This window comes from Rhodopseudomonas rhenobacensis (assembly GCF_014203125.1).
Lineage (GTDB): Bacteria > Pseudomonadota > Alphaproteobacteria > Rhizobiales > Xanthobacteraceae > Rhodopseudomonas_A > Rhodopseudomonas_A rhenobacensis.
Window position 1 is genome coordinate 89,836 of sequence record NZ_JACHIH010000009.1, and the last position, 23,185, is coordinate 113,020.

General features: G+C 66.6%; 23 protein-coding genes and 1 other RNA gene. 16 read left to right on the plus strand and 8 right to left on the minus strand.

All coding sequences use genetic code 11. From position 1 onward, the window contains the following. Positions 1 to 131: 131 nt before the first annotated feature. Positions 132 to 305 (plus strand): DUF1328 domain-containing protein, encoded by a 174-nt coding sequence (locus HNR60_RS09680; protein ID WP_184256814.1) that lies wholly within the window; start codon positions 132 to 134, stop codon positions 303 to 305. On the opposite strand, the gene HNR60_RS09685 is transcribed toward HNR60_RS09680, so the two are convergent. After that, complete coding sequence (locus HNR60_RS09685; protein ID WP_184256816.1) at positions 306 to 824, minus strand: thioesterase family protein; 519 nt, start codon at positions 822 to 824, stop codon at positions 306 to 308. A gap of 94 nt (positions 825 to 918) precedes the next feature. On the opposite strand from HNR60_RS09685, the gene HNR60_RS09690 reads away from it, so the two are divergent. Next, positions 919 to 2,337, plus strand: coding sequence for an FAD-linked oxidase C-terminal domain-containing protein (locus HNR60_RS09690; RefSeq protein WP_184256818.1), 1,419 nt, complete (start codon positions 919 to 921; stop codon positions 2,335 to 2,337). A gap of 364 nt (positions 2,338 to 2,701) precedes the next feature. Further along, a complete protein-coding gene (locus HNR60_RS09695) occupies positions 2,702 to 6,487 on the plus strand; it encodes an AsmA family protein (RefSeq protein WP_184256820.1) in 3,786 nt (1,261 codons plus the stop codon). A 74-nt stretch (positions 6,488 to 6,561) separates the two neighbouring features. Here HNR60_RS09695 and HNR60_RS09700 read toward each other — a convergent pair whose 3' ends face one another. The 5 genes from HNR60_RS09700 to ssrA all read right to left on the minus strand — a co-directional run bounded on the left by HNR60_RS09700 (position 6,562) and on the right by ssrA (position 9,772). Next, a complete protein-coding gene (locus HNR60_RS09700; RefSeq protein ID WP_184256822.1) occupies positions 6,562 to 6,825 on the minus strand; it encodes a ribbon-helix-helix domain-containing protein in 264 nt (87 codons plus the stop codon). Next, on the minus strand, positions 6,822 to 7,007 hold the full coding sequence (locus HNR60_RS09705) for a DUF4169 family protein (RefSeq protein WP_184256824.1): 186 nt from the start codon (positions 7,005 to 7,007) through the stop codon (positions 6,822 to 6,824). Before HNR60_RS09705 ends, HNR60_RS09700 begins: the two co-directional genes overlap by 4 nt. Positions 7,008 to 7,274: 267 nt before the next feature. Beyond that, entirely contained in the window at positions 7,275 to 8,693 is a 1,419-nt protein-coding gene (gene fumC, locus HNR60_RS09710) for a class II fumarate hydratase (RefSeq protein WP_184256827.1), read from the minus strand. A 67-nt stretch (positions 8,694 to 8,760) separates the two neighbouring features. Then, positions 8,761 to 9,264 carry an SspB family protein gene (locus HNR60_RS09715; RefSeq protein WP_184256829.1) on the minus strand — a complete coding sequence of 168 codons (504 nt, stop codon included), beginning with the start codon at positions 9,262 to 9,264 and terminating at the stop codon, positions 8,761 to 8,763. A gap of 154 nt (positions 9,265 to 9,418) precedes the next feature. Then, positions 9,419 to 9,772: a transfer-messenger RNA gene (ssrA, locus tag HNR60_RS09720) on the minus strand. Positions 9,773 to 9,906: 134 nt separating this feature from the next. On the opposite strand from ssrA, the gene HNR60_RS09725 reads away from it, so the two are divergent. The 12 genes from HNR60_RS09725 to HNR60_RS09780 all read left to right on the plus strand — a co-directional run bounded on the left by HNR60_RS09725 (position 9,907) and on the right by HNR60_RS09780 (position 20,663). Then, on the plus strand, positions 9,907 to 10,683 hold the full coding sequence (locus HNR60_RS09725; RefSeq protein ID WP_184256832.1) for a tripartite tricarboxylate transporter TctB family protein: 777 nt from the start codon (positions 9,907 to 9,909) through the stop codon (positions 10,681 to 10,683). A gap of 7 nt (positions 10,684 to 10,690) precedes the next feature. Then, positions 10,691 to 12,208 (plus strand): tripartite tricarboxylate transporter permease, encoded by a 1,518-nt coding sequence (locus HNR60_RS09730; RefSeq protein WP_184256834.1) that lies wholly within the window; start codon positions 10,691 to 10,693, stop codon positions 12,206 to 12,208. A gap of 100 nt (positions 12,209 to 12,308) precedes the next feature. Next, the gene (locus tag HNR60_RS09735; protein ID WP_184256836.1) at positions 12,309 to 13,292 is read left to right on the plus strand and encodes a tripartite tricarboxylate transporter substrate-binding protein; all 984 of its coding nucleotides are present in this window, start codon (positions 12,309 to 12,311) and stop codon (positions 13,290 to 13,292) included. Positions 13,293 to 13,477: 185 nt separating this feature from the next. Further along, positions 13,478 to 14,272: a thymidylate synthase gene (locus tag HNR60_RS09740; protein WP_184256838.1), complete on the plus strand. Its 795-nt coding sequence runs from the start codon at positions 13,478 to 13,480 to the stop codon at positions 14,270 to 14,272. Between the two features lie 2 nt (positions 14,273 to 14,274). Then, positions 14,275 to 14,694, plus strand: coding sequence for a HEPN domain-containing protein (locus HNR60_RS09745; RefSeq protein ID WP_184256839.1), 420 nt, complete (start codon positions 14,275 to 14,277; stop codon positions 14,692 to 14,694). Next, a complete protein-coding gene (locus tag HNR60_RS09750; protein WP_184256841.1) occupies positions 14,673 to 15,059 on the plus strand; it encodes a hypothetical protein in 387 nt (128 codons plus the stop codon). The genes HNR60_RS09745 and HNR60_RS09750 overlap by 22 nt, the downstream gene beginning before the upstream one ends. A gap of 20 nt (positions 15,060 to 15,079) precedes the next feature. Beyond that, the gene (locus HNR60_RS09755; RefSeq protein ID WP_184256913.1) at positions 15,080 to 15,592 is read left to right on the plus strand and encodes a dihydrofolate reductase; all 513 of its coding nucleotides are present in this window, start codon (positions 15,080 to 15,082) and stop codon (positions 15,590 to 15,592) included. A 158-nt stretch (positions 15,593 to 15,750) separates the two neighbouring features. Beyond that, entirely contained in the window at positions 15,751 to 16,902 is a 1,152-nt protein-coding gene (gene hflK / locus HNR60_RS09760; protein ID WP_184256843.1) for an FtsH protease activity modulator HflK, read from the plus strand. After that, positions 16,899 to 17,798: a protease modulator HflC gene (hflC, locus tag HNR60_RS09765; RefSeq protein WP_184256845.1), complete on the plus strand. Its 900-nt coding sequence runs from the start codon at positions 16,899 to 16,901 to the stop codon at positions 17,796 to 17,798. The genes hflK and hflC overlap by 4 nt, the downstream gene beginning before the upstream one ends. Positions 17,799 to 17,953: 155 nt before the next feature. Further along, the gene (locus HNR60_RS09770) at positions 17,954 to 18,154 is read left to right on the plus strand and encodes a DUF2065 domain-containing protein (RefSeq protein ID WP_184256847.1); all 201 of its coding nucleotides are present in this window, start codon (positions 17,954 to 17,956) and stop codon (positions 18,152 to 18,154) included. 189 nt (positions 18,155 to 18,343) lie between these two features. Beyond that, the gene (locus tag HNR60_RS09775) at positions 18,344 to 19,840 is read left to right on the plus strand and encodes a Do family serine endopeptidase (protein WP_184256849.1); all 1,497 of its coding nucleotides are present in this window, start codon (positions 18,344 to 18,346) and stop codon (positions 19,838 to 19,840) included. A gap of 280 nt (positions 19,841 to 20,120) precedes the next feature. Next, a complete protein-coding gene (locus HNR60_RS09780; RefSeq protein WP_246432886.1) occupies positions 20,121 to 20,663 on the plus strand; it encodes a hypothetical protein in 543 nt (180 codons plus the stop codon). A 70-nt stretch (positions 20,664 to 20,733) separates the two neighbouring features. On the opposite strand, the gene HNR60_RS09785 is transcribed toward HNR60_RS09780, so the two are convergent. Continuing rightward, the gene (locus HNR60_RS09785) at positions 20,734 to 20,943 is read right to left on the minus strand and encodes a hypothetical protein (RefSeq protein ID WP_184256853.1); all 210 of its coding nucleotides are present in this window, start codon (positions 20,941 to 20,943) and stop codon (positions 20,734 to 20,736) included. 158 nt (positions 20,944 to 21,101) lie between these two features. Further along, the gene (gene serB / locus HNR60_RS09790) at positions 21,102 to 21,995 is read right to left on the minus strand and encodes a phosphoserine phosphatase SerB (RefSeq protein WP_184256855.1); all 894 of its coding nucleotides are present in this window, start codon (positions 21,993 to 21,995) and stop codon (positions 21,102 to 21,104) included. On the opposite strand from serB, the gene miaA reads away from it, so the two are divergent. Continuing rightward, the gene (gene miaA / locus HNR60_RS09795; protein WP_184256857.1) at positions 21,973 to 22,944 is read left to right on the plus strand and encodes a tRNA (adenosine(37)-N6)-dimethylallyltransferase MiaA; all 972 of its coding nucleotides are present in this window, start codon (positions 21,973 to 21,975) and stop codon (positions 22,942 to 22,944) included. The two genes, serB and miaA, sit on opposite strands and share 23 nt — an antisense overlap. Positions 22,945 to 23,185: the final 241 nt, after the last annotated feature.

Consider the following 23,185-nt stretch of genomic DNA (forward strand, 5'->3'; position numbering starts at 1 on the left):
CTCGCTTTTCCGTGATTTTGGCGGCTCCGCGGCGCCGGAACTTTTGTTCCGGCGACGGATTGTTTCGCCAGAACGCGCGACGGCAAGGCTGACGCGCTCAGTCGAAACGGACAGTGAAAACGGAGAGTGTCATGCTGGGTTGGGTCGTTACGTTCCTCATCGTTGCGTTGGTGACCGGCGTTCTCGGCTTCGGCGGCATCGCCGGCGCCTCGATCGAAATCGCCAAAATCATCTTCTTCATCGCCGTGGTGCTGTTCCTGGTGTCGGCCGTGGTCGGCCTGGCGCGCGGCCGCACGAGGGTCTAGCTAACCGCGCTTCGAAGGCATCGCCACGCTGCGGCCGATGCCTTCGGGGCGCGTGACGCCGCGATGCGCGTCCGCCACCGCCGCAATGCGGGCGCGAATATCAGGCGGAAACGGCGCGGTCTTCCGCGTGCTCATGTCGACATGCAGCGTCATGTTTTCCGAGGTGGCGGAGAGCCAGCCGTCGGTCGCGTGGCGCAGTTCCTCGAAGGTGTGCAAACGTTTGTCGTCGGCTTCCACCAGCAGGATCGTCACCTGCGCGGGGTCGCCGAGGTGCAACTCGCGCAGATAGCGCACATGGCATTCCGCCGTGAAGGTGGAGCCGCCGCGCCGCTTCACGTAGTCCGCGCCGATGCCGAGATGCAGCCACAGCTCGTCGATCGCGCGGTCGAACAGCACGTTGTAATAGGCCATGTTGAGATGGCCGTTGTAGTCGATCCAGTCCGGTTCGATCGGCATCACCTGTGAGACGAACGGAACCGGCAGCAGATTGAGATCGTCGGCGGCTTGCAGCGTCGGCATTGGCTCTCCTTGTGCGGCGCATTCGCCGATTCTTCCCATTGACCCCTTCGGCGGCTTTTGACACTTTCGCGGCCCTGCCTTGAGGAGTCGTGACGTGGGCCTGACCATCACCAATCAACCGCAACGCGCGGAGCCTAAGGCGGTCGCCGCCGCCATTGAAGCGCTCGCCGCACGGTTCGGCAACCGTCTGGTCACCTCCATGGCGGTGCGCGAGCAGCACGGCCACACCACCACCTGGCTGCCGACCCAGCCGCCGGACGCCGTGGTGATGGCGCAGGAGACCGCCGACATCCAGGACGTGGTGCGGATCTGCGCCAAGCACAGCGTGCCGGTGATCGCGTTCGGCACCGGCACCTCGCTGGAGGGCCAGATCAACGCCCCGGCGGGCGGCGTCTGCATCGACCTGCGCGACATGAACAAGATTCTGGCCGTGCATCCGGAAGATCTCGACTGCGTGATCCAGCCCGGCGTCACCCGCAAGGCGTTGAACGAGCATCTGCGCGACCAGGGCGTGTTCTTCCCGATCGATCCCGGCGCCGACGCCTCGATCGGCGGCATGGCCTCGACGCGGGCGTCGGGCACCAATGCGGTGCGCTACGGCACCATGCGGGACAACGTTCTCGCGTTGAAGGTGGTGCGCGGCGACGGCGAGATCATCAAGACCGGGACGCGGGCGAAGAAATCCGCCGCCGGCTACGATCTCACGCATCTGTTCATCGGCGCCGAAGGCACGCTCGGCATCATCTCCGAACTCACCATCAAGCTGCGCGGCATTCCGGACACCATTGCTGCGGCAGCGTGTTCGTTCGAGACCGTGGAGGGCGCCTGCCAGGCCACCATCCTGGCGATCCAGACCGCGATCCCGGTGGCGCGGATCGAACTGCTCAACGCCGCCCAAGTGCGCTGCTGCAACGCCTATTCGAAACTGACGCTGCCGGAGACCCCGTTGCTGCTGCTGGAATTCCACGGCAGCGAGGCCGAAGTCGCCGAGCAGTCGAAGAATTTTCGCGAGATCGCCGCCGAGTGCGGCGGCGGCGATTTCACCTGGACGACGCGGCCGGAGGATCGCAGCAAGCTGTGGCAGGCCCGGCACGACGCCTATTGGTCGGTGCGGGCGCTGCGCCCCGGCGCCGGCGTGGTCGCCACCGACGTCTGCGTGCCGATCTCGCGGCTGGCGGATTGCGTGGTGGAGACCGAGCAAGACTTGAAGCGGCTCGGCCTGGTGGCGCCGATCGTCGGCCATGTCGGCGACGGCAATTTCCACTGCTCGCTGTTGTGCGACACCGGCGACGCCGACGAGATGGCGCGCGGCGATGAATTCATGCACCGGCTGGTGGAGCGCGCGCAGGCGATGGACGGCACCTGCACCGGCGAACACGGCATCGGGCAGGGGAAGCAGAAGTATTTGAAAGCCGAACTCGGCGGCGAGGCGCTGGATGCGATGCGCGCGGTGAAGCGCGCGCTCGATCCGCAGAACATCTTCAATCCGGGGAAGATTTTGCCGCAGCCGTAGCGGCTGAAATAGCAACTCCTGGCGAGAGTTGGATCGATGCGCTTCAAAATTCCCAGGCCGTCATTCCGGGGCGCGAGCAGCGCAAGCTGCAAGCGAGCCCGGAATCCATAACCCCCGCAGGGAGTATGGATTCCGGACTTGCTCGTTCTTCGAACTCGCAATCCGGAATGACGGCTGCCTTTGGATCGGATGCTTCAACCACATCCGAAAATGCTCCAGCGCCGATCAAACGGTTTGCTGATCCATCTCTGGCTTAAGGCTGTGAACTTGCCATAGTCTTCTGCCAAGGTGCTGCACCGGCGTTTTGAGTCCCGCGCGGGCTCCGCTTGCGCAAGTAGCCGGTCGACCCACAGAAGGAGACCGCGTGCAGACGACGCTGCTCGGCTTGGCGATGGCACTGATCATTGCGCTGATCGCCGCATTGGTCGGGCCGTTGTTCATCGACTGGAACCAGTTCCGCCCCCGCTTCGAGGCCGAGGCGGCGCGCGTCGTCGGCGCGCCGGTGCGGGTCGCGGGCGCGCTCGACGCCCGGCTGCTGCCGACGCCGACGCTGCGGCTGCGCTCGGTGGAGGTCGGCAAGGCCGGCGATCCTGGCGAAGTGCGGGCGGACAAGCTCGACGTCGAGTTCAGCCTCGGCGATCTGATGCGCGGCGAGGTCCGCGCCACCGAACTCAGCATCGGCGGCCTGGCGCTCGATGTCAGTCTCGATCCGCAGGGCCGGCTGGACTGGCCGGCGGGCTCGGCCTTCGGCAGTCTCGGCGCGCTGTCGATCGACCGGCTCAATTTGACCGGCCGGATCGCGCTGCATGACGCCGCGAGCCGCAGCAGGCTGGAGTTGAGCGACATCGCCTTCAGCGGCGAGGTGCGCGGACCCGCCGGATCGCTGCGCGGCGACGGCAATGTCATGGTCGCCGGCGAGCGGCTGCCGTTCCGGTTGTCCGCCGGCCGCGCCGCGCAGGGCCCCGGCGCGCGGCTGCATCTGAATGTGGACTCGCCCGCGCGCGCGGCGTCGTTCGATCTCGATGGGCTGCTGAATTTCGAGGATCGTGCGCCGAGCTTCGACGGCGTGGTGACGCTGGCGTCGGCTGCCGCCGTGCCGGCCGCGAATGCCGATGCGGCGGCGCGGACGCCGTGGCGGCTCGCCGCCAAGCTGAAGGCCGATTCCGCCGCCGCGCGGTTCGAGCAGCTGGAGGCGAGCTACGGCGCCGAGGCGGTGGCACTGCGGCTCGCCGGCGCCGCCGAGTTGCGGCTTGGCGCGGCGCCGCAGCTTTCGGCGAAATTGTCGGCGCGGCAGCTCGATGCCGACCGCATGCTCGGCCATGCCAAGGACGCCGCGACGCCGATGCAACGTCTGCAGCGCCTGCCGCAGCTGATCGCGGCGCTGCCGGAGGCGCGGGTTGCTACGCGCATCGAGATGGCCGCCGAGCAGATCATGCTCGGCGGCCGCGCGGTGCAAAATCTCGCCGCCGAACTGCATAGCGAAGCGCAGGGCTGGGCGATCGATCGGCTTTCGCTGCGGGCGCCTGGCGGCACCCAGACCACGCTTAGCAAGACGCTGATCCATCCGTCGGCGGCCGAGGGCCTGCAGGCCATCGTCGCGCTCGACTCCGCCGATCCGGATCTCTTGGCGGCGTGGCTGACCGGCCGCGCCGAGCCCTCCGCGCGGGCGGCGCAGAAGCCGCTGCGCGCCACCGGCGAGCTCAGCGTCGCCGATGGCGGCTTTGCGATCGAGCGGCTGAAAGCCGAGCTTGACGGCGGCGCCGTCGCCGGGCGGCTGGCGCTGTCGCGTGACGCCGCGGGCTCGCGCGTCGACGCGACGCTCACGGCCGACCGGCTCGATCTCGACGCCGCGACGGGCTTCTTCCGCGCGCTCGCCGGGCCGCAGGGCGAATGGCCGGATGCGGCGCGGCTGACGCTCGAGGTCGGCGAGGCGATCTCCGCCGGGCAATCCTTGAAGCCGTTGTCGGCTGAACTCGGCTACGGGCCGGGCGGGGTGAGCGTCGATCGGTTGCGGATCGGCGACGCCAAGACCGTGCTGATCGAGGGGTCAGGCGCGCTCGACCGCACCGCCGCCACCGGCAAGCTCCATCTCAACGCCACCGCGGCGTCGCTCGGTCGGCTGGCCGAGCTGATCGCCCCCGTGGCGCCGGCGGCAGCCGAGCGGCTCGCCGCGGTCGGCGCCGAGCCCGGGCCTGCGCGGCTGACATTCGCCATGGCGCTCGCGCCGCGCGGTGCCGCCACGGATCGTGGCGCCGCAACCGCCACGCTCGATCTCGACGCGCCGCAGCTGAAAGGCCACGCCAGCCTCGCCGCCGGCCCGGCGCTGGCGGCGATTCGCAGCGGCGATCTGCAAGCCTTGCAGACCAGCGAGCTGAAGCTTGATACCAGGCTCTCCTCGGATCGCGCCGCGCCGCTGTTGGTTGCGCTCGGTCTCGACCGGCTGATCGCCGCCGGCAACGGCGCTGCGAAATTCGAAGCCTCGGCAGCGGGGAGTTGGCGCGCGCCGTTGCGCCTCGAGGCGAAGCTGCAGGGCGGCGAACTCGACGCCGAGCTGAAGGGCACCGCCGATCCCTGGGCCTCGGCGGCGACGCTGAGCCTCGGCATCCGCCGCGCCGATGTCGCCCCGTTGCTGGCGCGCAACGGCGCCGAGGTGGCGGCGGCCCCGGTCAGCTGGTCGTCGCGGCTCGGCATCGCCGGGCCGAAAGTCAGCTTCGACGACATCGACGGCACGATCGCCGGATCGCGGCTGCGCGGCCGCGTCGCGCTGACATGGAGCGACAAGATTTGGAGCGACAAGATTTGGAGCGACAAGATTTGGAGCGACGACGTGACCGTCGACGGCGCGCTCGGGCTGGATTCGCTGGAGCTGGCGCCGCTGCTGAAGCTGGCGCTCGGCGCCGCCGGCAAGGATGAAAGCGCGCCGCTCAGCCCCGGACTGTTGCAAGGCTGGCGCGGACAGCTCGCCTTCGAGGCGCTGCGCGGCGTCGCGCCGGGCGGGCTCGAACTGCGGCCGCTGAGCGGCCTGCTACGCAGCGACGGCACCGCGCTGGTCATCGACAAGCTTGTCGCCAAGATCGGCGGCGGCACCGCGACCGGCGATATCGCCGCCCGCCGCTCCGCGGACGGCGTGGCGCTGGACGGCCGGCTGCAATGGTCCGGCGTCGACGGCGCGGCGCTGCGTTATCGGGCGCTGGCGATGCCGGCCGGCAAGACCGCGCTGCAGATGACGCTGTCGAGCCAGGGCCGCAGCGCGGCGGCGCTGGCCTCGGCGCTGACCGGCGGCGGAATGCTGACGATCGACGCCGCCAAGATCGCCGGCCTCGACGCCAAGGTGTTCGCCCGCGCCATCGCCGCCAGCGACGCCGGCGCGCCGATCGATGACGACAAACTGCTGCAGCTGGTCGATCCGATGCTGGCGCGCGGGACGCTCGCGGTGGCGCGGGCGCAAATTCCATTCAGCATCGAGCAGGGCCGCTTTCGGGTCAGCCCGACGCCGCTCGACGGCGACGGCGGGCGGGTGCTGCTGTCGGGCGGCTACGACGCGGTGGCCGATCAGGCCGACCTGCGCGCCAGCCTGACCTCGACGGCGACGCCGGCCGACCCGCGGCCGCCGGACATCGCGATTCTCGCCGCCGGATCGCCCGACGGACTGATCCGAATCGTCGACGTCGGCGGGCTGTCGGCGTGGCTGGCCGGGCGGCGGATCGATGCCGAGACCCGGCGGCTGCAGGCGATGGAGCGGGACGAGGTGCCGGCGTCTCCGACCCCGGTGGCGATTCCGCCGGCCGCGCCCGTCACCCGGCCGGCGCAGCCGGCGCCGCCCGCCGATCCGCCCTTCGCGGCCTCCGAGAGTCCGGTGTCCAACGTGCCGATGCCCGAGCGCGACCCGCGCGAGCCCGCCCCGAAATCGGCAAAACCAAAGGCAAATGAGGTGCGTGCGCCGGAACGTCCGGCCGAGCGTCCGCCGGCGCGGGCGTCGACGCCGAGCGCGCAGCTGAGCGGAGAGCGCGTCGCGCCGCTGCCGCCGCCGATCAATATCAGGCCGGCGCCCGGTGATAACCGGCCGGCCGCCGGCGATACCCGGCAAAGGCCGCGGCCGCCATTGCAGCTGACGCCGCCGGTCGCGCTGCAAGGGCGACCGGCGTATTGAGCTGAGCCTCGGAACGCGGCGCGGCCCTGCGACCGAACCTCCGGCCGACGGCCGTGGGGAGAACGGCCGCGCGATCAGTGCGCGGCCAGGCTTTCGGTTTTCACTTCCGGGATCGGCTGGACCGCGCGGGTGCGGAAATAATCCAGTACGAACAGGCGGATGGCGGAGGACAGGTTGCCCTGCTGGCGGTTGCTGTCGATTTCGCCGACCAATTCCGACAGCGTCATGTCGCGCAGGCCGGAGATTTCCTTCATGCCGTTCCAGAACGCCTCTTCGAGGCTGACACTGGTTTTGTGGCCCGCGACCACGATCGACCGTTTCACGACCGGCGATTTCATGTCAGGTCCCCGGTGATTTGATGTTGATCCAAAAGTTGGTCCGCACGGCTGGTGCGCCGTTCGTCCAAAGCGCGTTCGGCCTTCGTGCGGCCGAACTTGGCGCGGTTGGCATCCGCTTGGACCGCGGACTGCGCGCGCGCCGTGCGCTTCTTGAAACGTTTCAGGTTGATCACATCCGCCAAGACCGCCCTCCCTCAGAGTGGCGACGGGCGACGCGTTCGGTCCGGCGTGTAGGACTTAGCGGGGCCTTGGTCGGCTCGATCACCATCACGACAACTTCCTCATCGCTGCTGATGCATGGGAACCGCCTGGTCCGCTACCCGCGGTTGTTCAGTGGCCACCATGCAGCAACGCTGCAGCATCAGTTGATCGATCCAAGAGGTCTGGGGATATGATTTACATCAATTCTTCGTGGGAGTTTTGGTCTAGCTACCTCTGGACACCGGAAATCAGCCGGGGTGCGTCATTATGTCAGGTCGGACCAGCCGGTCGAACACCGCTTCGGTGACCAAACCCAGCCGAATCGCCTCTTCTTTCAGCGTGGTGCCGTTGGCATGCGCGGTCTTGGCGATCTTGGCGGCGTTGTCGTAGCCGATTTCCGGCGCCAGCGCCGTCACCAGCATCAGCGACTGCTCCATCAGTTCGCGAATGTGTTTTTCATTCGCTCGGATCCCGACGACGCAATGTTCGGTGAAGGAGCGGGTGACGTCGGCGAGAAGTTCGATCGAGCCGATCATGCAGTGCGCCATCACCGGCTTGTAGACGTTGAGCTCGAAATGGCCCTGGCTGCCGGCCATGGTGATCGCGGTCTGGTTACCAAACACCTGGCAGCACACCATGGTCATCGCCTCGCACTGCGTCGGGTTGACCTTGCCGGGCATGATCGAGGAGCCGGGCTCGTTCTCCGGCAGGATCAGCTCGCCGAGCCCGGAGCGCGGCCCGGAGCCGAGCAGCCTGATGTCGTTGGCGATCTTGAACAGCGCGGTGGCGATGGCGTTGATCGCGCCATGCACGAACACATAGGCGTCGTTGCCGGCCAGCGCCTCGAACTTGTTGTTAGCACTGGTGAACGGCAGCTTGGTGATTGAGGCCGCGTGCTTGGCAAAGGCCTTGGCGAATTTCGGCGGCGAGTTCAGCCCGGTGCCGACCGCGGTGCCGCCCTGCGCCAAGGGATACAGTTCTCGCGCGGCGTGCTTCAGCCGGGCGATGCCGTTTTCGACCTGCGCGGCGTAGCCGGAAAACTCCTGGCCGAGCGTCAGCGGGGTGGCGTCCTGGGTATGGGTGCGCCCAATTTTCACGATGCCGGCGAAGGCCTGCTGCTTGGCGCGTAGCGCCGCGTGCAGCTCGGTGAGGGCAGGGATGAGATCGGCGGCGATCAGCTGGCTGGCCGCGATATGCATCGCGGTCGGAAAGCTGTCGTTCGACGACTGGCTCATATTGACGTGGTCGTTGGGATGCACCGGGCTCTTGGCGCCGAGCTTGCCGCCCAATAGCTCGTTGGCGCGGTTGGCGATCACCTCGTTGAGGTTCATGTTGCTCTGGGTGCCGGAGCCGGTCTGCCACACCACCAGCGGGAAATGCTCGTCGAGCTCTCCGTCGATCACTTCGCGCGCCGCCCGCACGATGGCGCGGGCGCGCCGCTGATCCAACAGGCCGAGTTCGCGGTTGGTTTCGGCGGCGGCGAGCTTGACGATGCCGAGCGCGCGGACGATCGGCAGCGGCATCCGGTCATGGCCGATCCGGAAGTTCTGCCGCGAGCGTTCGGTCTGGGCGCCCCAATAGCGATCGGCGGGAACGTCGATCGGGCCAAAGCTGTCGGTTTCGCTGCGCGTCTTGATCGGACGCGGCGGTTTAATGGCTTTAGCCATGGTGCCTCATTGGAATGCGATGTGATCGGTGTCGCCGCGCTCCTGGACCGCCAGAGCCGCCACGCGGCTATTTCTTGCGGAAGCGATCCAGCCGCACCACTTCGGCGCCTTCGCTGGGCTTCGGCGGTTCGTCGGCGTCGGTCTCCGCCGCGGCGTCGTCCACCGCCACCGGCGCGGGGCTGGCCGGCGCATTGGCGGCGGCCGGCTCCGCGGTCAGGTTCGGCTCGAACTGCAGGCCGAATTCCACCGACGGATCGAAGAAGCTCTTGATCGAGTGGAACGGCACCACCAGCCGCTCCGGGATGCCGCCGAACGACAGTCCGACCTCGAAGCGATCCTCGGTCACCACCAGGTCCCAGAACTGGTGCTGCAGGATGACGGTCATCTCCTGCGGATACTGCGCCAGCAGCCGCGGCGACAGTTTGACGCCCTCGGCGTTGGACAGAAAGGTGATGAAGAAGTGGTGCTCGCCCGGCAGGCCATGTTCCGCAGCGTCGGTCAGAACCCGCCGCAGCACGCCGCGCAGCGCGTCACTGGTCAAGACATCGTATCGGATAAGGTCGGTCGCCATGGTCGGTCCCGTCGTGCTTTCGCCTGCGCGCCGATCGGCGCCAAAAATTTGATCGCCCGAGTCGGGCGTTGCCTTACCGTACCCCGCCCGTGGCCGCAGGTCAGCAGGGCTGAGTCTGCAAAAGGCCGATTCGCGCCGGCCGCGGCAAAAAGGCAGTGGAGGCTTCTGTTGCCAGGCGCCTCCGAACCCCGCCCGACGGAGCTTAACCCGCCAGGGCTTCAGCGTGGTCTTTCAAACGGCGTTACGCCGCCTGAGCAACCGGAGCATAGTTGTCGTTGGCAACTATTGCATGGCCCGATCACGGCGGAACCATACCGGACAAAAGCTCGCCCTTTACGCCCTCGTCGATCCTGGATCGCCCCCGCCGAAGCCCGCCGGACTTGCGGGCTTGGGTGGAGGCGCCGGGTACTGCCCCCGGGTCCGAATGGTTTATTGCGACGGCACTTTATTGTCATAGCCGGCGAACCGGCCTGCGAAATATAGGCGCGAATTGGCGCAACGGAAGGCCGCGGGCAGGGCGGCGGCGAGCGCGCCGGCGCGGTTTCACTGGCATCATGGGGGGAATTTCGTTAGGCAGAATGCCGGGTGGGACGAAAGATCCAGTCAGAACAGATGGGCCGCCAAGGCCGCGGGGAAAAAGCCATGGCTGACACGGTCGGTCGGTTGCCCGAGCAGACGCGACGGGCCGCGCGCAATGGCTCCGGCGCGCTGGCGGTGCTGCTGTTGGCGCTGGCACCGCAGTTGGTGCACGTGCTGTGGGCGGCGGTCAGCCCGCTGTATCGCGTTCCGATCGGCAACCCGGCGCAGATCGCCGTCGACTACGCCACGGCGCTCGGCACCGCGCTGCCGGCCTGGCTGGGCGCGACGTTCGGAACCGTGCCAAGCCCGCCGCTACCCTCAGCCGTGCTGCTGGCGCTGATCTACTGCTATCCGCTGATCGCGCTGGCGCTGCTGACGCTGATGGTGCGGCCGCGCGGGCCGCAGGATTACTACGGCGGCATCGTGCTGATCGCGATCGCCGGCCTGGCGCTGTGGGCGTCCAGCGATCTCGAGGGCATGCAGGGATTTTCCGTCGGCGCCGGCACGGTGCCGCGGCTGTGCGGCGTGCTGCTGATGGGGCTCGGCGCGGGGATCGTCGCGGTCGGACTGTTCAGCGAAGGCCCGGCGCTGGCGCGCTATGCCTGGCGCGGGCCGCTGTTCGTGTCGCTCGCCATCCTCGGCTTCGCTTTGGCGATCCGGCCGCTCGGCCTGGTGATCTCGGCCTTCGCCAGTTTCATGGTGGCGGCGCTCGGCACGCCCGAGACGCGCTGGCGCGAAACCACCGTGGTGGGGATCGCCCTCACGGCAGGCTGCAGCCTGTTGTTTCCCTATGCGCTGGGCTTGCCGCTGCCGCTGCTGCCGCGTTTCCTGCTGCCGTGAGGGCCGGATGGTCGAGCTGTTTTCCAATCTCGCGCTGGGCTTCCAGGTCGCTCTGTCGCCGATCAATCTGCTGCTGTGCCTGATCGGCGCGCTGGTCGGCACGCTGGTCGGCGTGCTGCCGGGGGTCGGCACCGTGGCGACCGTGGCGATGCTGCTGCCGATCACCTTCGGGCTGCCGCCGGTCGGCGCACTGATCATGCTCGCCGGCATCTATTACGGCGCACAGTATGGCGGCTCCACCACCTCGATCCTGATCAACATTCCGGGCGAAGCGACCTCGGTAGTGACCACGCTGGATGGCTTCCAGATGGCCAAACAGGGCCGCGCCGGTCCGGCACTGGCGATCGCGGCGATTGGTTCGTTCTTCGCCGGCTGCGTCGCCACGGTGCTGATCGCAATGCTGGGCGCGCCGCTGACCCAGCTGGCGCAAAAATTCGGTCCGGCAGAATATTTCTCGCTGATGGTGCTGGGACTGATCTTCGCGGTGGTGCTCGCCAAGGGCTCGCTGTTGAAGGCGATCGCGATGATCGTGATGGGCTTGCTGTTGTCGATGGTCGGCTCCGACGTCATCACCGGCGCCTCGCGGATGGCGTTCGACATTCCGGAACTCGCCGACGGGCTCGGCTTCGCGACGGTGGCGATGGGGGTGTTCGGCTTTGCCGAGATCATTCGCAACCTCGACGCCGGCGCCGACATCGACCGCGAACTGGTGCAGCAGAAGATCACCGGACTAATGCCGACCAAACAGGATCTGATCGAGTCCGCGCCGGCGATTTTGCGCGGCACGATGCTGGGCTCGATCCTCGGCATTCTGCCGGGCGGCGGCGCGGTGATCGCCTCGTTCGCGGCGTATACCTTTGAAAAGAAGATCGCGCGGGATCCGTCGCGGTTCGGCCGCGGCGCCATCGAAGGCGTTGCCGCGCCGGAAAGCGCCAACAATGCCGCCGCGCAGACCTCGTTCATCCCGCTGTTGACGCTGGGCATTCCGCCCAACGCCGTGATGGCGCTGATGGTCGGCGCGATGACGCTGCACGGCATCGTGCCGGGGCCGCAGGTGATGCAGAAGCAGCCGGAATTAGTCTGGGGCATGATCGCCTCGATGTGGATCGGCAATCTGATGTTGCTGGTAATCAACCTGCCGCTGGTCGGCATCTGGGTGCGGCTGTTGCGGGTGCCGTATCGGCTGATGTTCCCGGCGATCGTGATCTTCTGCGCGATCGGGATCTATTCGATCAACAACTCGCCGCTCGACGTGGTCCTGGCCGGCGCGTTCGGTCTGCTCGGCTACTGGCTGATCAAGCATGATTTCGAGCCGGCGCCGCTGTTGCTCGGCATGGTGCTGGGGCCGCTGATGGAGGAGAATCTGCGCCGCGCGCTGCTGATCTCCCGCGGCGATGCCTCGGTGTTCTTCACCCGTCCATTGTCGGCGGGCTTGATGGCCGCAGCCGCTCTGCTGCTGGTGCTGGCGGTATTGCCCTCGCTGCGGAAAAAGCGCCGCGAAGTCTTCGGGGAATCCGAGAATTGAGCGGGACCTGGCTGCGACCTCGACGTACTTGACGCGGCAAGATGATGCTGAGCAAGTAGTCGCTTTCCTGATTTGGTGCCGGTCTCCCGGGGAGACGCAAATGAATTTCCTGCATCGCTTGCTGGCGGTCACCCACCTGGCGTTTATTGGTATTTTGGTACTTCTTGCTTATCCCGCTGCAGCCGACGAGTATCCGTCGCGCCCGATCACCGTGATTGTTCCGTTCGCCGCAGGCGGCCCGACCGACGTGGTCGCCCGTATCGTCACCGCCTCGATGGCGCAGACGCTCGGCCAGAAGATGCTGATCGAAAACATCGTCGGCGCCGGCGGCACCACCGCCGCGACGCGTGCGGCGCGCGCCGCCAATGACGGCTACACGCTGATCGTCGGCCATATGGGAACCCACGCCGCAGCGGTGCCGCTGTATTCGCGACTGCCCTATGATCCGCAGACCGACTTCGCGCCGATCAGTCCGCTCGCCGGCACCCCGATCATGATTCTGGCGCGCAAGGACTTCCCCGCCAAGGACCTGCAGGAATTCATCGCCTACGTGAAGGCCAACACCGAGAAGCTGAACGCCGCGCATGCCGGGGTCGGCTCGGTGTCGCATGCCTCGGGCGAGTTGCTGAACTCGGTGCTGGGGATCCGGCCGACCGGCGTTCCGTTCAACGGCACCGGCCCGGCAATGGACGCGCTGGTCAGCGGCCAGGTCGATTACATGTGCGACCAGATCGTCAACGCGGTGCCGCCGGTCAGGAGCGGCACCATCAAGGCCTATGCGGTCGCCACGCCGGCGCGCAACGCCGCGCTGCCGCAGGTTCCGACCACCACCGAGGCCGGGCTGCCGTCATTCCAGGTTCAGGCCTGGAACGGCATCTTCGCGCCGAAGGGAACCCCGCCCGCGGTGATCGCCACCCTCAATGCGGCGGCGGCGAAGGCGTTGGGTGACGAGGCGGTGCGCAACCGGCTGCTCGACCTCGGCAGCGTGATCCCGCCGCCCGCCGAGCGCACGCCGGAGGCGCTGGCCACCCTGGTCAAGAGCGAGATCGCACGATGGACCCCGGTGCTGACGCAGCTGCATTGACCGGGCCGCAAGGTCAGCGGGGGACGACGCCGATTCCCGGCTTGTTTCGGACGCCGCGATAGGCATCTTGGGGGGAGGCGTCCGCCCCGACTCGCCGCAGCCGTCGCTGCGTGAGAGCAGGGCGGCGCCCTGAGCGTCCGGAACCCGTTTTCCGGGCACGGTCCGCAGCACCAGCCAAGCCTGACATGAACCAGTATCACCAACTGCTCCAACGGATTCTCGACGACGGCGCCGAGAAACACGACCGCACCGGAACCGGCACGCGGTCGGTGTTCGGCCATCAGATGCGGTTTGCGCTCGACGCCGGGTTTCCGATGCTGACCACCAAGCGGCTGCCGCTAAAGGCGATCGTGCATGAGTTGCTGTGGTTCCTCAAAGGCGACACCAACATCAAATATCTCAAGGACCACGGCGTCTCGATCTGGGACGAATGGGCCGACGAGAACGGCGACCTCGGGCCGGTGTACGGCTCGCAGTGGCGCTCCTGGCCGACCGCCGATGGCGGATCGATCGACCAGATCGCCAATGTCGTCGAGATGATCAAGCGCAATCCGGATTCCCGGCGGCTGATCGTCACCGCGTGGAATCCGGCCGAGATCGACCGCATGGCGCTGCCGCCGTGCCACTGCCTGTTCCAGTTCTACGTCGCGAACGGCCGGCTGTCGTGCCAGCTCTATCAGCGCTCGGCCGACGTGTTTCTCGGCGTGCCGTTCAACATCGCCTCCTACGCGCTGCTGACCATGATGGTGGCGCAGGTCACCGGGCTGAAATCCGGCGAGTTCATCCACACGCTCGGCGACGCGCATCTGTATTCCAACCATCTCGACCAGGCCCGGCTGCAACTCACCCGCGCGCCGCGCGATCTGCCGGTGATGACGATCAACCCGGACGTGCAGGACATCTTCGGCTTCCGTTTCGAGGATTTCTCGCTGCACAACTACGACCCGCATCCGCATATCAAGGCAGCGGTGGCGGTTTAGCCATGACGTTTCTGTCCCGGGGCTCTCTGCAAAAAGCCGCGAAAGCAAAGATTGACGATGCCCGGTTGCTGTTTGAGAACGGGCGTTTCTCAAACGCCTACTATCTATATGGTTACGGAGTAGAATTGGGTTTGAAGGCTTGCATCGCGCGCCAGATCATCGCCGAAACGGTGCCGGATCCGAGCGTGCTCAAGGGCTTTCTCGACCACAATTTTACAAGGCTGGTGGGACTGTCAGGTCTGGCCGAGCCTTTGAGACTGAGACGGCAAGACCCAGAATTCGACAGCCGGTGGTCGATCGTAACCGAGTGGTCAGTCGAATCGAGATACGATATGATTGATGCAATAACTGCCACCGCCATGCAGGATGCGATCGAGAGTCCAGACCACGGAGTATTTCTATGGCTGCATCAGTATTGGTAGAAGCAGACGTCGAAATGGGGCGTGAACTCCTCAAGATTCTGGATGCGGCCAATTTTCCGGTCACCGGAGCGGCATGGGTCTATTATGCCGATGCTGGTGAATGGCGGTTGCTCATTCGAACTCCGAAAGCTGAAAGGGATCTTCTTGGCGCATTGCGCGAAGTCGCGGGCGCTATGGATGCCGTCGGGGATCTGAGAGGTCGCATCGACTTGACGCGTATCAAGTTGGTTCCGCCGAAGGATAGAACGCTTGCAGCAATGAGCAGTGTCGTGAGGGTGGAAGGTATCTCGAGCGTTCGTTTCAGTCGCAACATGATAAACGGCATACTTATCGACGACGCGTTGATTTATCGTTTGGCAGCCTGACGTTGCAGGAACGTTCGCAGATCCAAATCGTCCTGATCGTCGCGGTGGCCGACAACGGCGTGATCGGCGCCGGCGGCGGCTTGCCGTGGCGGCTGAAATCCGACCTGCGCCGCTTCAAGCAATTGACGCTCGGCAAGCCGATCGTGATGGGCCGCAAGACGTTTGCCTCGATCGGCAAGCCGCTGCCCGGCCGCACCAACATCGTGGTGACGCGGGACGCCGGACTGACCTTACCCGGCGCGGTCGTGACAACGTCGATTGACACCGCGGAAGCGATCGCGCGCGGCGATGCGCTGCGGCGTTTTGCCACCGAGATCGCGGTGATCGGCGGCGCCGAAATCTACGCGCAATGGCTGCCGCTCGCCGACCGTATCGAATTGACCGCGGTTCACGCATCCCCTCAGGGCGACGCGCATTTTCCGCCGCTCGACGCTGCAACCTGGGAAGAAGTCGCTCGGACCCGCAACGCCGCGGCGGCCGACGACAGCGCGGAGTTTTCCTATGTGACGTATCGCCGCCGAACGTTGCGTTAACCGCGCGAAATGGCGATTACATTGACAATTACGGGTTCGAGCTTAGCTGCTGACGGCGAGAACCTGCGTTGTAAGGGCGGTGGCCGTCCCCTATAAGGCCGAGCAGATGTTGCAAGCCGGGTCCTCGCGACGCTGGACCCGTGCGGAGGAGACTGTTGATGCCATGGAAGAATCAAGGCGGCGGCCCCTGGGGTTCGGGGCCGAAGGGACCGTGGGGCAATGGCCCGCAATCGGCGGGACCGCGGCCGCCGGATCTTGAAGATCTGCTGCGGCGCGGTCAGGACCGGCTGCAGCAAATGCTTCCCGGCGGGCATCTCAGCAGCATGGGCATCGCGCTGGTTCTGGTCGCCGCCTTGGCGATCTGGGGGCTGTCGGGTTTCTTCCGCGTGCAGTCCGAAGAGCTCGGCGTGGTGCTGCGGTTCGGCAAGCACGTCCGCACCGTGCAGCCCGGCCTGAACTATCACCTGCCGTATCCGATCGAGACCGTGTTGCTGCCGAAAGCGCTGCGCGTCTCCACCATCAGCATCGGCATGACGGTGGTCAACGATACGACACGGCGCGGCGCAACCATGCGCGACGTTCCGGAAGAGAGCCTGATGCTGACCGGCGACGAAAACATCGTCGACGTCGACTTCACCGTGTTGTGGCGGATCAAGCCCGACGGTGTCGGCAACTACCTGTTCAACATCCAGAACCCGGAGGGCACCGTGAAGGCGGTGGCCGAAAGCGCGATGCGTGAAGTGGTCGGCCGCGCCAGCATTCAGCCGATCCTGACCGGCGCGCGCACCACCACCGAAGCCAGCGTGCAGGAGCTCATGCAGAAGACGCTGGACGGCTACGGCGCCGGCGTTCTGGTGCAGCAGGTGCAGATGCAGAAGGTCGATCCGCCGTCGCAGGTGATCGACGCGTTCCGCGACGTGCAGGCGGCCCGCGCCGACCTCGAGCGGTTGCAGAACGAAGCCCAGACCTACGCCAACCGCGTGCTGCCGGATGCGCGCGGTCGCGCCTCGCAGATCCTGCAGGTCGCCGAGGGTTACAAGGAGCAGGCGGTCGCCGAGGCCAAGGGCCAGAGCGCGCGCTTTCTCAAGGTCTATGACGAGTACAGGAAGGCGCCCGACGTGACCCGGCAACGCATCTATCTGGAAACCATGGAGCGCGTGCTCGGCGGCGCCGACAAGCTGGTCTATGACGGCGGCGGCGCGGGATCGCAGGGGATCGTGCCGTATCTGCCGCTGAGCGAGCTGTCGTCGCGGCGTCCGCCCGCCGCTACGCCCGGCCAGCCGCAACAGCAGAGCGGGAGCACCCGATGAAGACCGGAATTGCAGGAATCGTAGCGCTGGTGGTGCTGGTTGCCGCCATCGTCGTCGGCTACAGTTCGATCTTCACCGTGAGCCAGACCGAGCAGGTGCTGTTGGTACGCTTGGGCGAGCCGGTGCGGGTCGTCACCGAACCGGGGCTGAACTTCAAGGCGCCGTTCGTCGATACCGTGATCAGCATCGACAAGCGGATCCTCGATCTGGAAAATCCGTCGCAGGAAGTCATCGCCTCCGATCAGAAGCGGTTAGTGGTCGATGCCTTCGCCCGCTATCGCATCAAGAACGCGCTGCGGTTCTATCAGAGCATCGGGTCGGTGCCGGCGGCCAACATCCAGCTGACGACGCTTTTGAACGCGGCGTTGCGCCGGGTGCTGGGCGAGGTCACCTTCATCGAGGTGGTGCGCGACCAGCGCGAAGCCCTGATGACCAAGATCCGCGATCAGCTCGACAGGGAAGCCGGCGGCTACGGCATTTCGGTGGTCGACGTCCGGATCCGCCGCGCCGACCTGCCGGAGCAGAACAGCCAGGCGGTGTATCAGCGGATGCAGACCGAGCGGCAGCGCGAAGCCGCCGAGTTCCGCGCCCAGGGCGGCCAGAAGGCGCAGGAGATCCGCTCCAAGGCCGACCGCGAAGCGACCGTGATCATCGCCGAAGCCAACTCCACCGCCGAACAGGTGCGCGGCGAAGGCGACGGCGAGCGCAACCGGCTGTTCGCCGAGGCCTATGGCAAGGACGCCGACTTCTTCGCGTTCTATCGCTCGATGACCGCCTACGAGAACGGCTTGAAGAGCTCAGACACCCGATTCCTGCTGCGGCCGGATTCGGACTTCTTCAAGTTCTTCGGCAATTCCAGCGGCAAGCCGCCGGAAACCGCCGCGGCGAAGCCGTAGCAGGCTGCTTGGAAGGGGAGGCAGGCCGGCGCCCGCCGGCTTTGCCTTCCCGTCCGCGCTCCTTTACAGAAAGCGCGACGAGGGCGGCCTAGCACCGCCGGCTCGCCGGACGAGGCCGTCGGCAGCAGCGCCGACCGCGTGGAGGATTGAGCTCGATGAGGTCTATTGCGTTCGGCGACTTCCTCATCGGCCTTGGGATTCTGTTCGTGCTGGAAGGCGTGCTGTTCGCAGCCAGCCCGTCCTGGATGCGCCGCGCCATGAAGAGCGCGATGGCGTCGTCGGATCAGCTGCTGCGCATCGCCGGCATCGGCTCGGCGATCGCCGGGTTGATCCTGATCTGGCTGGTGCGTCGCTAGAGAGAGTATAAAAATACCTGCTAGGCGCGACCCGATCCACGGCAACGTGAGCGCGAACCAGCGTTTTAGGCCGCAACCCGGCGGATCGATGGGGTATCCTGCGGCCTCTGCTTGCGCCGATCCAAGGATCCGGCACAGTGTTGCGGACATCCAATCACCTCCGCTCCCGATTCAGGAGACATCTCGACCATGCCCGCTGCGATTTCAGCCCTTAGCCTCCGCCTGCGCCCGATCGTCGTGGCCGTCGGCCTTGCCTGTGCCGCCGCGTTGAGCGTCGCCCCGGCACAGGCCCGCGGTCCGGACGGCATCGCCGACGTCGCCGAAAAGGTGATCGACGCGGTGGTCAACATCTCCACCACCCAGACCATCGAGGCCAAGGCCGGCCCCGGCGACGGCAACAAGGGCGCTTCGCCGCAGCTGCCGCCGGGATCGCCGTTCGAGGAGTTCTTCGACGACTTCTTCAAGAACCGCCGCGGCGGCGACAAGGGCGGCGGCCCGCGCAAGACCAATTCGCTGGGCTCCGGCTTCATCGTCGACACCGCCGGCATCGCCGTGACCAACAATCACGTCATTGCGGACGCCGACGAGATCAACATCATCATGAACGACGGCACCAAGATCAAAGCCGAGCTTGTCGGCGTCGACAAGAAGACCGATCTGGCGGTGCTGAAGTTCAAGCCGCCGGCGAAACCCTTGGTCGCGGTGAAGTTCGGCGATTCCGACAAGCTGCGGCTCGGCGAATGGGTGATCGCGATCGGCAACCCGTTCTCGCTCGGCGGCACGGTCACCGCCGGCATCGTCTCGGCGCGCAACCGCGACATCAATTCCGGACCCTATGACAGCTACATCCAGACCGACGCCGCGATCAATCGCGGCAATTCCGGCGGCCCGTTGTTCAACCTCGACGGCGAAGTGATCGGCGTCAACACGCTGATCATCTCGCCGTCCGGCGGCTCGATCGGCATCGGCTTTGCGGTGCCGTCGAAGACCGTGATCGGCGTAGTGGATTCGCTGCGGCAGTTCGGCGAATTGCGCCGCGGCTGGCTCGGCGTGCGGATCCAGCAGGTCACCGACGAGATCGCCGAGAGCCTCAACATCAAGCCCGCGCGGGGAGCGTTGATTGCCGGCGTGGAAGAAAAAGGCCCGGCGAAGCCCGCCGGCATCGAGCCCGGCGACGTCGTCGTCAAGTTCGACGGCAAGGACATCAAGGAGCCGAAGGACCTGTCGCGCGTGGTGGCCGACACCGCGGTCGGCAAGTCGGTCGACGTGGTGATCATCCGCAAGGGCAAGGAAGAGACCAAGCAGGTCACGCTCGGCCGGCTCGACGACGGCGACAAGCCGGTGCCGGCCTCGGTGAAGAGTCAGCCGGAAGCCGAAAAGCCGGTGACGCAGAAGGCGCTCGGCCTCGATCTGGCGGGGCTCAGCAAGGAGCTGCGCGCCAAGTACAAGATCAAGGACAGCGTCAAAGGCGTGCTGATCACCAGCGTCGATATCGGCTCGGATGCGGCAGAGAAGCGGCTGGCTGCCGGCGACGTCATCGTCGAGGTGGCGCAGGAAGCCGTCGGCAATGCCGGCGACGTCAAGAAGCGGATCGAGGCGATCAAGAAGGACGGCAAGAAATCCGTGCTGCTCCTGGTCTCCAACGGCGACGGCGAACTGCGCTTCGTCGCGCTCGGCGTGCAGTAGTCTCTGCAAAGTGCTTTGACGCGAACCCCACCCCAACCCTTCCCCGCAAGGGGGAGGGGAGTTCGCTGCGTTGCGCGGGACGTCCCGCCTTCAAATCCAGGCTCGGTCCCAGATAAATTGAGCGTCGAGAGTTGCATTGCGAATGAGCAATGAGCCGCCGATCGTTGCTTTTGAAGGCGCCGCCGAGTGCTGCCCGCTTCGCTCTCCCTCGCGGGGAGGGGGCGGGGTGGGGGTAACTGTACCGGGTCGCGGTGTTGGATTGGTGGGCAGGTAGATGTCGATGGCCAGCGTCAGCGCGTTTCAACAATTCCTGCAGGATCACGACACCGCGACCGCGGCGATCGTGGCGTGGTGCCGACGTCATCAGCCGGGTAGCGGCGATGACCTGGCGGCGCGGGTGCTGCTCGATCGCGAGGCCGATCCCGGCGACTATGACGGCCTGCTGCAGCTCGACGCCGGCGAGCCGATCCGCTGCCGGCGCGTGTTGCTGACCTGGGGCAATCAGGTCGTTTCCGAAGCGGAGAACTGGTATTTTCCGCGGCGGCTTCCGCGCGAGATGCAAACCGCGCTGACTGGCAGTGAGCCGTTCGGCGCCGTGGTGGCCGGTCTGGCGCCGCGGCGTACCACCATCGCCGTTCATACCAGCGACGACATTCTGAAGGGCGGCAAAGCTGTCGAAAGCTGCCTTGCGGAACTTGAGCGGGCGGCGGTGTTCTCGCCGGTCGAGGCCTTCGTGCTTCACGTCACCGCGGTGATGGAAGCCTCAGGCGTGGTGCTGGCGGAATTGCGCGAACATTATCGCAGGGAGTTGCTGGCGTTCTGATTCGAAGCCTGGCCGATGACGCAGGCGGCAGCGATCCCGCCAGGTTCCACCGTGCGAGCGGGCGAGCGCCTCACACGCCGGGAACAGTTAATTCCTGATCCTGAGAGGACTCGGAAGCGCGGTGCTCCTCCGAGATCACGTTATCGCAGGAGAAGCAGCGAAACACGTGCACCGACGGACGCAGCAGGATTCGCGGAAGCCGGCCAATCAACGTCATGGCGGCGTTGCAGGATTCACAACTTGGCGGGGCCAAGCTGCCCCCGCCGTCGATCGATGCCATGGCAAGCGCCTTTTATAAACTTCAACCGACGATATGTCCGCAAACGAACATACGCAGCTAGAGTTTCATCTGGCTGCTCAATTTCGCTCATTTCGTGGATTTTGGATGGCTTCGGCGGGACATTCTGCGGCCCGTGAAGACGGGCCGCGTCCCAAACCTCAGCCGGTGACGAATTCGCTGCGTTTGAAGCCCTGGGCGTAGAGCAGCGCGGTGAGGTCGCCGAAATCGATCCGTGCATGCGCGGCGGCGGCGACCGCCGGCTTGGCGTGATAGGCGACGCCGAGGCCTGCGGCCTGGATCATGCCGAGGTCGTTGGCGCCGTCGCCGACCGCCAAGGTGTCGACTTCGTCGAGATCGAGCTGTTCGCGCAGGTCGAGCAGCGCGGCGAGCTTGGCGGCGCGGCCGAGGATCGGCTCGGCCACCATGCCGGTCAGCACGCCGCCGTCGACCAAGAGCTCGTTGGCGCGGTTCTCCTGAAAGCCGAGTTTGGCGGCGACCGCGCCGGTGAACTGGGTGAAGCCGCCCGACACCAGGCAGGCATAGGCGCCGTGGGCGCGCATCGTCGCCACCAGCTCGCGGCCGCCCGGGGTCAGCGTGATCCGCTCCCGCAGCACCTGGGCGATGACGTCGAGCGACAGGCCCTTGAGCAGCGCCACGCGCTCGCGCAGCGCCGGTTCGAACTCGATCTCGCCATGCATGGCGCGTTCGGTGATCGCCGCGACATGGGCCTTCAGCCCGACGAAATCCGCCAGCTCGTCGATGCATTCCTGGCCGATCATGGTGGAATCCATGTCGGCGAGAAAAAGCTTCTTGCGCCTGGTGGCGACAGGCTGCACCACGACGTCGACCGGAAAGTCGCCGCGCGCTTGGCGCAGTCGCTCGGCGATCGTGGCCGGCGCTTCGTCGGAGGCGAAGGCGATGTCGGCGGCGACGCCCTCGCTGAGCCAGACCGCGGTGTTCGGCGTCGGCAGCACGGTGCGGGCGGCCTCGAGCGCGGTGGCATCAAGCGCAGGATTGCTGGGATTGCAGATGAGCGTGGCGACGAGCGACATGGCCGAGGCTATTCCGGAACGGGGCAGGGCCGTGCTTATCGCAGGGCCGACCGCCAGCGGCAAGTCGGCGCTGGCGCTGCGGATCGCCGAATCGCACCGCGGCGTGGTGATCAACACCGATTCCATGCAGGTCTACCGCGACCTGCGGGTACTGACGGCGCGGCCGACGCCCTCCGACGAGGCGCGGGCGCCGCATCGGCTGTACGGCACGGTGGACGCCGCGCAAAATTTCTCCGCCGGGGCCTGGGTGGAGGCCGCGGCGGCCGCGCTGGCCGAGGCGCGCGCGGGGGGGCTTCTGCCGATCTTCGTCGGCGGCTCCGGGCTGTATTTCAAGGCGCTGACTCGGGGACTGTCGGCGGTGCCGGCAATTGCGCCGCAGGTCCGTGACGACGTCCGCGCCCGGCTGGAGCAGGGCGGCGTCACAGCGCTACACGCCGAATTGGCCGCGCGCGATCCCGTTACGGCGGCGCGGCTCAATCCGAACGACCGCAGCCGCATCGCCCGCGCGCTGGAAGTGGTCGAGGCCACCGGGCGATCGCTCTCCGACTGGCACCGCGACGCGCTGCCGCCGCTGCTGCCGCCGGATCAAGTCACAGCGCTGTTTCTGGCGCCGGAGCGCGACGAGCTTTACGCGCGGATCGACGCCCGCTTCGAGGTGATGCTGGCGGCCGGCGCGCTCGACGAGGTCGCCGCGTTGGCCGCGCGACAACTCGACCCGCTGCTGCCGGCGATGAAGGCGCATGGCGTGCCGGCGCTGATCCGGCATCTTGCCGGCGAACTCTCGCGCGACGAGGCGGCGGCGATCGGCTGCGCCGATACGCGGCATTACGCCAAGCGGCAGTTCACCTGGTTCCGCCACCAATTGCCGGAGTTTGAATGGGTGAGGCCGGAGGCAGCGGCGGCGTTGCTGATCGACCAGCTCGCCGCCGCTTCGCGCTTGCATGGCTGAACGCCGCTTTCCGGCTCGCGGAACGGCCGAAACACGGCTATAGTTTAACAACGCCTCATGCGAACTGACCTTGACATTAGAGGTTCGCTCGTTATGTTTCGCGCAACCTTCGAGAAGCCGGAGCCACTCGTGCGACATTTAATTACCCTCTCGCTTATCGTAGTACCTAGGCGCACCGTCTTGGGTGGCTGAAGCCATTCGTGAATAGACGGTGTGCGGAAGGGCCTCTTTTAGGGCCCTT